Genomic DNA, 12,695 nt, shown 5'->3' on the forward strand with positions numbered 1-12,695 from the left:
CAGATTATATTTTGGTACCTACTTGTCACGCGCTTGCGCACGCTAGTGCTGTACTGCCGGTACGATAGGCGAATCAAAGAAAGGGACTCCATGTTCAAGTCGCGAACTGTGTTTGTCGTAGGTGCCGGGGCCAGCTACGAGCTGGGATTTCCGCTGGGGTCAGGTCTGAAAGACCGCATCGGCGACCTCAGCGATTTCTACTTCGAGTTCAACTCTGGACTGACCCGGGGTGACCACCTCATCCAGGAGGCGCTCCACGTCAGCTACAAAGCCGCTGGGCGCGACGGCAACCTCGCCTATAGTGCTGGTCGCGCGATGAAGAGTGCCCTGCCCGTGGCGATTTCCATCGACAACTACCTCGAGGCGCACTCGACCGACGAGCATGCGCAGGCCGTCGGCAAGCTTGCCATCGTCCGCGCCATCCTTGAGGCAGAGGGCAACACCAGACTCACCACGGACCGGGGTCGCTCGTCCATCGATTTCTCGGACACCACCCTTCAAGGCTCGTGGCTGACCCGACTTATTCGATACCTTGCTGAGGGCGTGAAACGCGAGGACACGGACGATCTCTTTCAAAATGTCAGCTTTATCACCTTCAACTATGACCGTAGCCTCGAGGAATTTCTCTGGCGGGCACTCCAAACTTATTACGGCATGACCGAGGAGCGTGCAGCAGAGCTTGTTGGTACCCACGTAGTCCACCATGCCTACGGCTCCGTTGGTCGACTGCCGTGGCAATCCGGCGACGGACCTGAAGCGCCTTACGGCGAGAAGGTTGACGTAAGAACCCTCCTTGAACTATCGAAGCGCATCCAGACGTTTTCCGAGCAAATCGACAACGCCCACCATTCGGCGATGATCGAACGTCTCGGCGAGGCACGCACCGTGGTCTTCTTGGGATTTGGGTTTCTCGAGCAAAACATGCAGCTCCTCGAGTTGCAGGGTCTGCACGCCGCCGAGCGCGTCTATGCCACGGCGCTTGGATTCTCACGTAGCGACTGCGACGTCATCACCGACCGCATCCGCGAGATCCTCATGGATGACTTAGTGCCGGTCGAACTCCGTAACGACCTGACAGCGGCCCGACTCTTTGACGAGTATTCCCGCAGCATCACCCAGTAGGGAATCTGTGCGCCGTCTGCTTTTGACCGGCGTGTAAATTGATGGCCAGGCTCGAGCACGACGGCATGAACTCGATGTCGGGCGGCGACCTGACTGCGGCGCAAGCCCATGCGGTGGCCGCAGAAATCACCAAGAGACTTCCCAGCTTCAACCCTGATCGTGGCGCGCATTTGCCCGCGCGAGGGCATCAGCAGCCCATGAGCGCACGACGGCTGACATGCAGCTTCGCCGCGATGTCAGTTTGCCGCCCGAAAAAACGCCACCAACAACCGATAGGTTGTAGGTCTGCCGCCGACAACTGCCTGTTCAACCGGGCTCACTGGTCGGAAGACATCGTCACGCCAAAGCGTGGCGCCACATAGGGAGATGACCGATAGGCAAGCACCACCGCACATGCCGCCACTTAACGCACTCATGGAGGCAACCGGCCTTCCTGTTCTTGGGCGTGGCGCTTGCCGCGTCGGCACAGGCGGCGCCGCACTTTGTCACTTTCATCAACGACTCGGATCGGACGGTTACCTCCATCGAGACCGCTCCGGCGAGCACACGCCATTGGCATGCTCTCGACCTTGGTGGGCCTTTGATCGGCGGCAAAGGCGGCGAGAGCGCAGTTCGGTTCGACAGCGCGGATGCGTGCAAGCAGGACCTATCGGTGACTTACCGCGGGATTGCACCATTGACGATCACCGGGTTCGACGTTTGCCGCACCGACCGCCTTTACTTGGGAAAAGCTCTGGCAAGGGCGCTGCGCTCCGTCCCGAGCGAAAGGCGCTGACCTACCCTTTAGTTTCTTCGTCAAGCGATGGCTGGATGAAGCGGCGGGCTTTCGGTCGCTGCTCCACCGAAGTCGTGTATCGGTCCTCATGCAACGACGTCTCGCCCCGTTATCGTGCCCAACACCGCCGCCAACTCGCGGTTATCCCAAGGAGCCATGGATGCAGGCCCTATGATGCGCGCCTGACGCCTCGTAAAGGGTTCGCTGTACTATCTGGCTTACTACGCATAGCCAAGAGCGCAAGTTCATTTCACGCGACCACTTCGCTAAGATGAGCCTCGGCCGTGACCGTGCGGCTTGCCTCAAGGAGCCACGGATGACTACCCGATGATGCGCCCCCCTGCTGTGCTAGCCAGTTTTTGCGCCGCTTTCCTAGTGGCTTGCGCCACGCCGGCGCAGCCGGCAATGCGACCCTATGCCGCGACCACGTCAGCGCCGCCTTCCCCCGTCAAGGACCGCCCCATGGTTTCATCCCTCGAAGCCCACGTGCTGCCCGGTGCGCGTGCAGCCGTGGACCACCTGCTTGTCTTCCTATCGACCCTGAGCAGCACCGACATGCTCGTGCCAGCGCAGTTAGGGAAGGCGTTCGGCGTGACCCTCGGACCAGACGCCGCTAATGGTGCGGGCTGGACGGTCTATCAAAGCCCGGACCTGGGCCATGGCTGGACCTATTGGGTGCAGCAATCCGACGCGAAGCCGTCGATGAAGAATGGATTTAGCTTCTGGTTTGATCATCCGGACCGGACGGCCGATGCCGCACCGGTGTGCGCATTGTCTCTGGACCGGCTGCGTGCCACGCTGACCGCACACGGCTGGACTGAGCGGCCGGTGCCCTCTGAAATCGGCAGCATTCTGGCGATTGAGTTTGCCAAGAACGACATCGTTCTGACCTTGACCCCGCGCGATGGCACGGACATCGACGGCACCGCCTGCGTGCTCTCCCTGCAAACCGCGGACGGTCACTGACCGCGAAGGATTCGCCATGGCCACGGCCCACCCCACCCTCGACGCGGCGGTCAATCAATTTGCCCAGCAGCCGGGAGTTACTTCGGCGCAGGTGGCGGCGCTGCGTGCGGCGCTGTCGTCAGACCCCAACTTGACCCAGCGTCTGGAGGGGCAAGCCACAAGCGGCGCGCTTCGCGGCTTTGTGCAGGCGCCTGATGGCACTCCCGACCACCCTGTAGGCGACTACGATCGCACTACCGGGACGATAACGCTGCCGGCCTCGGCCTTCCCAGCTTCGGGCGCGAGCAAGGAAGTGCATTCGATGTTGCGCGTGCAAGCCATGGTCGTGGATTTTGCCGGCAAATCTTATCCGGACGCCGTCGGTGCCATGCACCCGGTGACCCCGGACATGCTCAATAACTTGCAGGGCACGCTCAACGGCTCGCCAGCCTTGGCCGAAGAAATCAAGCGGGCGGCCGCGACTGCCGACCCATTGCAACCGTCGCACCGCATCCTTGAGTCGTTCGCCTTCACCGCCCCGGGTGCCGGCGTCGGCGGCAGTTTCAATGCACCCGGCCACGCGATGAATCTGGTCAGCGAGTCGCTGATGACCGCCGGACCCAACAATGTTGGTCGGTATAACCCGCACGATTTGACCTTCGTCATCGGGCACGAAGTCCAGCATGGGTTCAATGCTCAAACAGCCGCCCAAGGGCGCGCCGCATTCGTCAACGATGTCCGAGCCCTCGCGGCCACGCCGACGCCGGTGCATGACTACACGGGCTTGGTTGGACGGTACATCCAGGGCGGCCGTGAAGATGAGGCCAGCGCCCAGATTGCCGGGTGGAACGCGCTGCGCAGCCGGGTCGAGCATGACCAGGGCACAGTAACGCTGGCGGACATCCATAAGGTGGCGCCTTCACGCGCGGACGACTTCATCGAGCGGCGACAAGGCGGCTATGTGCCGCACGCCAATGTACAGCTCAACGCCGACCTCTCCATGCCCAGGACACCAGCGAATGTAGCCGCGATGGGACATAACTATTTCGACCGACCGGTCCATCCGGCGCCTGGCGACACCCGTCAGGCCATGCATCTGGGCCACAGCGGCGTCGAGGATTATCCCAACTACTACGCGGGGTGGGCCGTGGCAGTCATCGGGTCGGAAGAGCACGCCGTGCCGCACCGCGGACCACTACCGCACATCCAGCTCAACATGGCGCACGCCGGACTCAATGAGGCCATGATGGAACAGGCTGGGCTCAACCTCGCGCCATCCAAGCAAGCGGTCCCGTATATGGACAGCAGCACGCAGCCGGCCACGCCACATCGGTTTGACCACACGGCGGACGGTCCGAACCAATACCAGTCGGTTCCGGTGGGGCTCACCCGCTTGGACGACCCCGCCCATCCCGACCATGTGTTCTTCAGCCAGGTACGCTCGCAAGTCGCGGACCTCGACCGAAGCCTCGGCCGCGAGCCGGACCAGCACACCGACCAAATATCCTCCGCGTTGACCGTGCAGGCGCGCGCCGATGGAATGCATTACGTCACCCTGATGGCCTTGTCGACAGATGGGGAGCGCCTATGGGCGGTGCAAACGCCACCCGGCCGGAACGACCGCTTGTTCGACCTACGCACCAGCGTGCCGACAGCCGAAGCGATGACGCCGATGGACCAGAGCGCATCGAAGTGGCCGGAAGCCATGCAGCAGTTCCAGCAAACACAACAGCAGCAACAGGCGCAGAGCCAGCAGGCCACGCAGGAGCAGGTGCAAACGCGAGGTCCTGTGATGACCCACGTTGGACACGGGCCCTAGAAAAGGCGTTCAAAGCGCAGACCGCGCTCCAGGGGTGCGGTTGGGCTTGGCGGAGAGAGTGGGAGACCGTACGTTTCTCTCCGTCACCCCGCGAATCAAGGCCCTTTCGGTGGCGACCGCCCGCGGTTGAGTGCCCAGGGGAAGTGTCCAAGGCAAAACGTATCAGGTGTCAGCCACGCAAGCTACGTTCGCCCAGGCAGCCGACGGATGCGCTAACGGCGAAGCTTCTCCGCCATGGCCATACCTACACGAAAATGCCCGCCCGCCATGGCGTCGTCTGTCCCCTCTCGCTCATACGCCGCCTCGATGAATCGTTCGAAAGCCTCTTTCGAATTGACCGTCGCGAACCTGCCTAGGCGGATTGCAGTTAGCTCTGCGGTGAACCCAGTCTCGTCCGGCACGAACACCGACTGCGCGGTGGCGTAATACGCCACCACATACTTCCCTACGAGAACCGAATTGGCGAACAACATCGTTCGAGGCTCGGTGCGAGGGGGCTCCGGTTTCCCGTCAATGCGGCTACGCATGCCCTCCAGTGTGCCGGCAAGCAGAGCCTGCATCAGACTCAGTTCCCCTTCTGCAACGGCAACATCCGAAAACTTGACTCGGGCACCTGGCGGTAGACCTCCACGCCTCGATACCTGTTTGAGGGTCTCAAAGATGTCCAGAAGGTCAGCCGCGTCTGGCAACACCGTCTTGTCATCTCGCGGCACCATTGGCAATTCAGGCGTCGTAGCACCATCTTCAACGATGAACTGCACGGTCCCCCGTTGCTCGTTTATCATTCGGATTGCGCGCCAATAATCGCACCATTCGTCTGGCGTACCCGGCGTGTCTCCAATATCAAACGTAAATTGCAATGTCCGGCTACCCTCCCAGTTTCCGATGACAGAAAACCACTGGAACTGGATGCGGGAGCGCATTGGCAGCCCAGGGGGTGTCGTGAACGCGGTGCCGCTGAACACGATGCGTTCCTGAGCGCTGTGGTCGGCGAAGGCGATTGAGCAGGGACGGCCCGGGCGCGGGTCGAAGGATAGTGTCGCAACATCCATCACTACAGTTGTCAGCGGAATGCCAAACCTGCGCTCGATGATGTTGATGTTGCGGACTTCTACCTCACGATGGAGCCCTAGATACATATCCGAGAGGTCATGCCAGTGTTCGCCACTCACGTGAAAAGTGCCGGTGAGTGCATCGCTCTCGTAGCCCATGGTCTTGAGCTGGCGCTGCTTTTCGCGAGTGTAGCGATGAATGTCCGGCCCAATATGCAAGCGCAGGCGCTCGATGAGTGCAGCTCCCGTGAGGCTCAGCCGTTCCTCCTGCTTGGGGACAAAAGAAATGGTCTTGTCCCTGAGGTCGGCATCAGTCGCGCCTTTGCCTAGTTCTCGCAGTCGCTTCAGTATCGACGCCAAACGCCCGCCAGCGATGTGTATCAGATAAGCCTCGGCGAATTGCAGGTCGTCCGAAACCTTGAACACGGAAATGAACGAGGGCGTCAGATCCTTGGCAAGCCGCTCGGCCATTTTCAGCGAAAGCGTCACCGACGGCGTGGATTCAAGAACCGTCTTTTGTTGCACCCGGCAGGTGATTGGGCTGCCACGATGGTCGAGCGATATCCCCTTAGCGTCTGGCATGCCGAAGTCGAGAGTGAAATCCCAGCCGGCTTTATCCCAATCTAGAGACGCGTTGAATGTGAGCCCGACATCTGCGCACAACTCCCGAAAACGACTCTCGCCCTTCTTTCCCAACGCGTCAACGTCAACCATTTCCAATCTCTCAGCCAATGCCTGTTGCCGTCCCGAGGCGGCACCGGCCTTTGTCATCCTACTCGCGGGTCGCTCGAATGCACGCCTCAGTCAGTCTTCCCCAAGCCTCGAGGTCGCTGCCGCACGCATGGCACCAGTCCCAGACCTGAAGCGGATCGACTCGTTTGATGCCCCGCTCCACCTCTGACACATGCCCTTGGGACCGCTTTAGCCGCTCGGCTAGCTCGACCTGCGTTAAGCCGGCCTCGACGCGAAGGGCCACAAGCGCCGCGCGGACCCCCTCGTATTCAGGGCGGGTGGGCGATTTCGGCACGCGACGGCGGGCAGGTTTTGGTGGAAGGCGTGGCATAGCGGACCCGCGAGCTGGATGCGGTCCGAACGCTAGCTACCGTTCAGGAATATCCCTAGATTCGTTAACTCTCCTTTCGTTATGCTGACGTGACGTCGGCCGAAGCGAGCCGTCACGACCGGCGTCCCACCAACGACAGGGAACCACCATGGACTCTGCTATTTCGCCTTGGCTGCTAAAGGAAAAAAACCGAAGCAGAAAAATCGAGGCGTGGCGGGCACATGGCGTGACTCGCGTAAGAGATAAGCCTCAACCTACCGCTTAAGCAAGGCATGTCAACGGCTTGGGCGAGCAATCGCAGCAACGCACGTCACAGTTTCTCGGTTGCTCATCGAATGCAGGTGGTCGCGACGGTGATTACGCAAATTCGGATGCCAAACGCATCATTCTTTCCGCTTTTGCGCCATTGACAGCCGGGCGGTCTGCCCTAGAAGGACACTCCCTGAATTGCCACGGAGTTTCCATGTTTAGCGAGTATGGCGGCACATCGCCGGTGCAGGAGCACCTCTACGATGTCGTAGCCACCCCTTCGGGCGTCCGCCTGTCTCCGAACTGCGAGCGCGGCCATGAACTAGTCGTCGACCTGATGGCGCGGCTGGGACTCTTCGCAGAGTCCCGCGCACCGATGACTGTAGTGCCTCCCCAGCCCACAGTTGGCGCTGCGTCAGCAACTGCTGCTCCCTCCCCCGCTCCTGTTGTGAACTCGGTACCGCCGCGGGCCGCCTTGGTGGAACCAGCGGCTCCACCGGTCGCTGCGGCAGCCGTGCCCGAAGTCGCCATCGATGACGATGCATCTCTTTCGCGCCTCACCGCCCTGCATTTGAGCAACATGGACCGCGGCGGATTGAAGAACCGCTCCTCGGTGCGTGAGCGTCGGTACATTCTTGGACTGCTCGAACAAATCATCGGCGACAAGCCGGCAACGGCCGTTACCGCCGCCGACGCTGAGATGTTCGCCGACACCCTAGCCCAGTGGCCCGCCTATCGGCACAACCATGCAGACTTCGCGCACATGTCGCCTGCGGCTATCGTGAAGCGCACCGAGGAGTTGGAGTTGCCCACGATTCAGCGCAGCACGCAGGCCAAACACATCAAAGCCATCAATGCCTTTTTTGCGTGGTGCATCGAGGCCGGGCTGCTCGACCAAAACCCGTTCCGGTTCATCCAACTGTCTCGGTATCGCGAGCTGATGCCGCGAAAAAAAGAGCCGTTCACGGAGGAGGACCTGAAGGCCTTATTCTCGGCCAAGCGCATTGCCGCGTGCGACCAGCCGCATAAGTTCTGGGTGCCGCTCATAGCGATGCTGACGGGCATGCGGGTCAATGAGATTTCGCAGCTGTTCCGGAAGGATGTCCGTGTCGAGCGGGTGCGCGACACGAAAGGGGTTGAGCACACCATTCTGTGCTTCGAAGTGACCCCGCATCGGAAGAATCAGCGCCTCAAAACACCTTACGCGCAACGGCTCATCCCCGTCCATTCGATGCTGCTGAACCTGGGTTTCCAAGAATACCTGGAGGACTTGGACCGGCTCGGGGCCCAGCACTTGTTCCCTGGGCTCAACTGGTCCGGCGATGGCCCAGGCCGCGCCATGACGCAGTGGTTCAACGCCAAACATCGGCGGCAGGAAGCCGGTATCGATGTGCCGACGAAAACCCTGCATTGCTTTCGCCACACCATCAACACGCTGGCCGACCGCTGCTCCATCCCGGACAGCATCATGACGAGCTTGAACGGGCACGCAGACGGGGAAGGCGTGCGAGCCCGTACGTATGTGGCAAGAGCGACGCTGGTGGAGTGCCAGCAGGCCATCGAGAGCTTACCGTTCCCCGCTCTTGGGGTGCCCAGATACCAGACAGGCCAATACGATGCCTATCTAAGGCATGCCTTAAGCGCCGTTGAGCACGAGACCAATCAACGCAAGGCGGGCAAGCCAGTGGCACGAAAGCGCGGGCGGCCTGCCAAGTGCCAGCACTCCCCATCTCCCCCGAGGCCCCTGGCGCCGCCCTGAAACGGCCGAGATTTATCCTCTCAACACGCCACCCCGACGGTGGTAAGTTCTACCCACCGCCCTCATGAGCCGTGCCCGTGACCTTTGACGCCAAAAAGCACTCCCGCTCCGTTCCGCTCATGTGCCCCACGTGCGGGGGCACCGAATTCGAACACGCCGAAGATGTGACAGCCTCCGATGCATCGGTGCGTTGTGCCCGGTGTGGGCTTGAGCTGACCAAGGACGAACTCATCCGTGCCAATCAGGAAAATCTGTCGATGCATGCCAAGGAAGTGGCCGAAGGCGCAGCGAAGGATTTGACCCAAGAACTACGCGACACGCTCCGCAGGGCGTTCAGCGGCAGCAAGAACATCCGTATCAAATGAAGATCGCACCTGTGACTGTCGGAGATTGCATCGCTGCACTAGCGTTTCTGCTGTCGTTGTATGCCGTGATTTCTACATCCCGGTTCAACAATCGGCAGCGAAAGCTTATCGAAGGCCAGGAGCGGCTCAACGAAGTCGTGTTCGCGCGGGAGTCCGTAGAGGCGACCAAGGCCAAGGAAGCCGACCTGGGCGCCAGCTTCGTCAAGCTAGGCAGCAACAGCTATCGGCTGAAGGTCTGGAACAGGGGCAAGGCAACTGCTCGTCGTGTCCGCCTTGAATTTCCCGAGGGCAACGAGTGTGTCATGGAGTCGGACGTTGAAGCGAAGTTTCCCATGGAGCTGTTGGAGCCGCAACATTCGGTCGAGTTAATTGCAGTCGTTGGTTTGAACACCAAGCGCAAACACCCGATGCGCTTGTGCTGGGACGACGACTCCGGCGATGACCATCAGAAAAGGGTGTACCCCACGCTGTGATGAGCAACGCCGTGCAAGGGAAGACTCAATCACGTTTACGCAGCTAGCTAATGCGCCACCGATAGCTAGAACGGTAGATGGTTTGGTTGTCGAAGGTATTCCACGTCACCGCTTCCCACATCGACTTTCCGTTTGAGAGTTTCGCCTCATCGGCGAGCCTGTCGTAAACGCTCTTGGTGACGTACGTATAGCTCGCGGGCAATGAAGTCAGTTTGGCCGCGTAGTTTGCTGCTCGACCGACCCACACCAAGTCATTCGTGCCACGCGCGCCCGTTTTGGCGACGAAGAGTTTGCATGTATCAATTCCAGTCACGTGTCTCAGCTGGAACTTAGTATCTGGTCGGACCTGCCTCAACTTCGGCATGATAATCTCGTCGACCGCCCACTTTATCTGTAAAGCCACCTTCGCAGCATTCGTATTTTTCAATTTTCCAACGAAGACAGCCATCACGCGATCGCCATCGTAGGCCGTGACTACACCACCGTGTGCAGCAATGATTCTGGCACAGCAATAGAGGTACGTTTTATAGATCTCCGCGGCGAACCAGTTCTTATACTCGTCCACCATCGCCGTAGAGCCATCGAGGTCTGCATAGAGGACAGTGCCCTCTATCGTGATGGCGGTATTCTTCAGTGTAAGTCGGCTATCCCCATGAGGAACCGCCGTGCCTTCCGATATCTCCCATTTACCGCAGAACACATCGTGACAAAAGTTGGTCAGCTCGTCTTTCAGTCCCACGCCACTCTCCTACCCTTTGGGTCCCGCCGCCAATATCAAGTCGCGAAGTCTTGCGCACGCAGGCGCAATCAAATGCTCCGCATCCCTCCCCTTTTCGTAACGATAGGGTATGGTGGTCAAACCGGCGAGGTCACTTGGCAACTTCAGGTCAACGTCGCGTGGCTCCATCAGGAACGCCCTCCGACGTCCCAATCTGCCCATGAACATCCCTAACTCGAAAATCACGTTATCGCGCACAGTAGGCCATTCGTCATTTCGTGTGATAACAACATCGTCTGAATGAGCAACAGCTATCGCAAAATCGGAGCGCTCCAGCTCGTCATCCATCTCGTCTAACGTGTAATTTGAGGCTCGGAATACGCCATTTTTCCAAGCCACCGCAAGGAACGGGTCGTGCTCAAACTGCCTGATGAGCAAGTCAACCACTGGAATAGCTTCAGCCGAAGAAATAATGAAGACGCGAACACGCTCTCTTTGAGCGGTAACCAAGTGATTTCGCTCCGCCAGTCTCCGAGCCAGAGTTGCCGCAAGCCTGCGCCAAACGTCCGAAAACCTGTCAGCAATAGCCGAAAATGATTCTTCTGAGATCTTTAACATCACGGACGTGTCTGAGGCCCTCACTGATGCAGCCCTGGGCTGAGAAGGCTCGAGCGCTGCCATCTCACCTACGATGTCGCCCGAGGCTCGCATCGCCACGCTTTTATTGTTGACGGTGACTTCGACCTTTCCTGAGACGATAAAGAAGACCTCGGTAGTTTGGTCGCCTTGCTCAATGAAAAGTTCTCCTGCCGGAACTTCTACAAGCGTTCCGGCTGCTACAAGCTCTTTCGCGAGTTCGAGATTGTTGCCAACAAGCCGGTGCTCCACTAGAGAAGCAATCAGTCGCCGCTCACCTTCGCTACCTTGAAATCGTTGAATCATTGGCTTCTCACGGTTGTCGTATTGCAGTGCCGTTGTCCGATGTCCGTACGCCACTAGCTCGCTTGCCACATTGGAAGGGAGCACTTAAAGACGCTAAGGATTTCCTCCGTCCGTCGCCGGCGGAAGCACAGACAAGCCCTCTTTTATGAACTTTTCCCTCAGCTCGGGTATGACGCAATCTTCGCTGCGCGATGTCTTGAAAATGGTGCGCCGTGAGTCGATATGCCGCTCGAAGACCTTTGTCAGTTCTGCCACTTGCGGGTCATCGGCCACGCCGATTTTCCTGCGAATCTCTGCGGCAAAGCTTATCGCCCCTAGACCGTAGAACGCGACACGCTCCGCATCGTATTCCCAAGCATCGTCCAAGTCCGCCCAATATCTCCAAGCGGCAATGATGAAGCCTTGGGAACGCTGAAACGTGCGCGGAAAGGTTTTGGCGCGCACCGCAATCTCCGCTGGCACCCTGTCCCATTCGATGCTCTCATCGAATTTGAAGTGAATATCTTCCAGAGCTTCCAGCGACCGCGCATCGTGCTCGGTCCGATATTTCGCAATTCCCTCGCTGATGCTCTCTAGGATTTTTTCTGCTCGAAATGAGAATTCTTCGAGCTGAAGTGCGATGTCCAGATAGACCACATGTCTTTTCTCGCCTTCTCGACTGTCTTCTCGCCAGTGGTCCCATTGCTTAAGCGCCACATTCGCGATGATGTTCACGACAGCGCTTGCAACTGCGCTGGTCGCAATGACCTGCCACCAAGTGATGTCAGGGCTCATAGCCGCTCCCCAGGAATGGCGTGACTGGCGCTGACATCATGAAACTGCCCCGTGCTCAAGTTGGCAATCCAATGTGCGAGAGCACCGTTGTATCCACAACTAGGCTCACCGAACTCCATAGGACCTTGAATGCAGATGGCGTGCAGCTGGTCGAACCCTTCATCGTCCATCGGGAAGAACGCTTCCCCTGGGCGCTCAAGATAGTAGTCGCCCAACTTGGCATCGCATGCCTCGCAGTGATTCATCCAATAGGAAGAGCCCGCGGTGTGGCTGTGATCGAGCCTATAACGCCCCCGCGAAGATTCATCAATGACCGCTAGAGCCTCATTGGGCAGTGGGGCCGCCGTCGTTAGCGTAAGGATAGCGTCATCGTCTGGCGAAACGACAAGGTCTGGTTCGCCGCGCAGCGTAAAGGGCCCTGCCAGAAGGATGGCAAAGACTCTCGTATTTGCGTGGCATTGATAGCAGGCTGTTTTGGCAGACAGCACCCAAGCCTTGGCCGCCACAATGGCATTGTCCGCAATAGCGTTCATGAAACCTCTATCTTGGTATTGGGTCGCTGATTTTGAGCCGGCCACATGATTACCCTACCAACAAAACCGTGTTCGTCTACTTACTAAATTACGCGACGCCGGCAAG

13 protein-coding genes are annotated in these 12,695 nt (G+C 59.2%); 7 read left to right on the top strand and 6 right to left on the bottom strand.

The genetic code is table 11. The annotated features are described in order from the left end of the window. Positions 1-90 precede the first annotated feature (90 nt). The 4 genes from J2T07_RS02930 to J2T07_RS02945 all read left to right on the top strand — a co-directional run bounded on the left by J2T07_RS02930 (position 91) and on the right by J2T07_RS02945 (position 4,661). The gene (locus J2T07_RS02930; protein ID WP_306847084.1) at positions 91-1,122 is read left to right on the top strand and encodes an SIR2 family protein; all 1,032 of its coding nucleotides are present in this window, start codon (positions 91-93) and stop codon (positions 1,120-1,122) included. A 41-nt stretch (positions 1,123-1,163) separates the two neighbouring features. Continuing rightward, positions 1,164-1,484: a hypothetical protein gene (locus tag J2T07_RS02935; protein ID WP_306847086.1), complete on the top strand. Its 321-nt coding sequence runs from the start codon at positions 1,164-1,166 to the stop codon at positions 1,482-1,484. 875 nt (positions 1,485-2,359) lie between these two features. Then, on the top strand, positions 2,360-2,863 hold the full coding sequence (locus J2T07_RS02940) for a hypothetical protein (protein WP_306847088.1): 504 nt from the start codon (positions 2,360-2,362) through the stop codon (positions 2,861-2,863). Between the two features lie 16 nt (positions 2,864-2,879). Further along, positions 2,880-4,661: an XVIPCD domain-containing protein gene (locus J2T07_RS02945; protein ID WP_306847090.1), complete on the top strand. Its 1,782-nt coding sequence runs from the start codon at positions 2,880-2,882 to the stop codon at positions 4,659-4,661. Positions 4,662-4,873: 212 nt separating this feature from the next. Here the strand turns inward: J2T07_RS02945 and J2T07_RS02950 are convergent, their stop codons facing one another. Together J2T07_RS02950 and J2T07_RS02955 are read right to left on the bottom strand one after the other, a co-directional pair. Next, a complete protein-coding gene (locus tag J2T07_RS02950) occupies positions 4,874-6,484 on the bottom strand; it encodes a hypothetical protein (RefSeq protein WP_306847091.1) in 1,611 nt (536 codons plus the stop codon). Between the two features lies 1 nt (position 6,485). Further along, a complete protein-coding gene (locus J2T07_RS02955; RefSeq protein ID WP_306847093.1) occupies positions 6,486-6,776 on the bottom strand; it encodes a helix-turn-helix domain-containing protein in 291 nt (96 codons plus the stop codon). 463 nt (positions 6,777-7,239) lie between these two features. Here J2T07_RS02955 and J2T07_RS02960 point away from each other — a divergent pair, with 463 nt between their 5' ends. The 3 genes from J2T07_RS02960 to J2T07_RS02970 all read left to right on the top strand — a co-directional run bounded on the left by J2T07_RS02960 (position 7,240) and on the right by J2T07_RS02970 (position 9,622). Further along, entirely contained in the window at positions 7,240-8,784 is a 1,545-nt protein-coding gene (locus J2T07_RS02960) for a site-specific integrase (RefSeq protein WP_306847094.1), read from the top strand. A gap of 77 nt (positions 8,785-8,861) precedes the next feature. Then, positions 8,862-9,149, top strand: coding sequence for an ECs_2282 family putative zinc-binding protein (locus J2T07_RS02965; protein ID WP_306847096.1), 288 nt, complete (start codon positions 8,862-8,864; stop codon positions 9,147-9,149). Next, on the top strand, positions 9,146-9,622 hold the full coding sequence (locus tag J2T07_RS02970) for a hypothetical protein (protein WP_306847098.1): 477 nt from the start codon (positions 9,146-9,148) through the stop codon (positions 9,620-9,622). Before J2T07_RS02965 ends, J2T07_RS02970 begins: the two co-directional genes overlap by 4 nt. Positions 9,623-9,665: 43 nt before the next feature. On the opposite strand, the gene pycC is transcribed toward J2T07_RS02970, so the two are convergent. From pycC to J2T07_RS02990, 4 genes are all read right to left on the bottom strand, one after another. Continuing rightward, positions 9,666-10,361 (bottom strand): Pycsar phage resistance system uridylate cyclase PycC, encoded by a 696-nt coding sequence (gene pycC / locus J2T07_RS02975; RefSeq protein WP_306847099.1) that lies wholly within the window; start codon positions 10,359-10,361, stop codon positions 9,666-9,668. 9 nt (positions 10,362-10,370) lie between these two features. Further along, the gene (locus tag J2T07_RS02980) at positions 10,371-11,282 is read right to left on the bottom strand and encodes a TIR domain-containing protein (protein ID WP_306847101.1); all 912 of its coding nucleotides are present in this window, start codon (positions 11,280-11,282) and stop codon (positions 10,371-10,373) included. Between the two features lie 93 nt (positions 11,283-11,375). Then, a complete protein-coding gene (locus J2T07_RS02985; RefSeq protein ID WP_306847104.1) occupies positions 11,376-12,056 on the bottom strand; it encodes a hypothetical protein in 681 nt (226 codons plus the stop codon). Beyond that, positions 12,053-12,589: a hypothetical protein gene (locus tag J2T07_RS02990; RefSeq protein WP_306847105.1), complete on the bottom strand. Its 537-nt coding sequence runs from the start codon at positions 12,587-12,589 to the stop codon at positions 12,053-12,055. The genes J2T07_RS02985 and J2T07_RS02990 overlap by 4 nt, the downstream gene beginning before the upstream one ends. Positions 12,590-12,695 lie beyond the last annotated feature (106 nt).

It is taken from the genome of Luteibacter jiangsuensis, assembly GCF_030812295.1.
Taxonomy (GTDB): domain Bacteria; phylum Pseudomonadota; class Gammaproteobacteria; order Xanthomonadales; family Rhodanobacteraceae; genus Luteibacter; species Luteibacter jiangsuensis_A.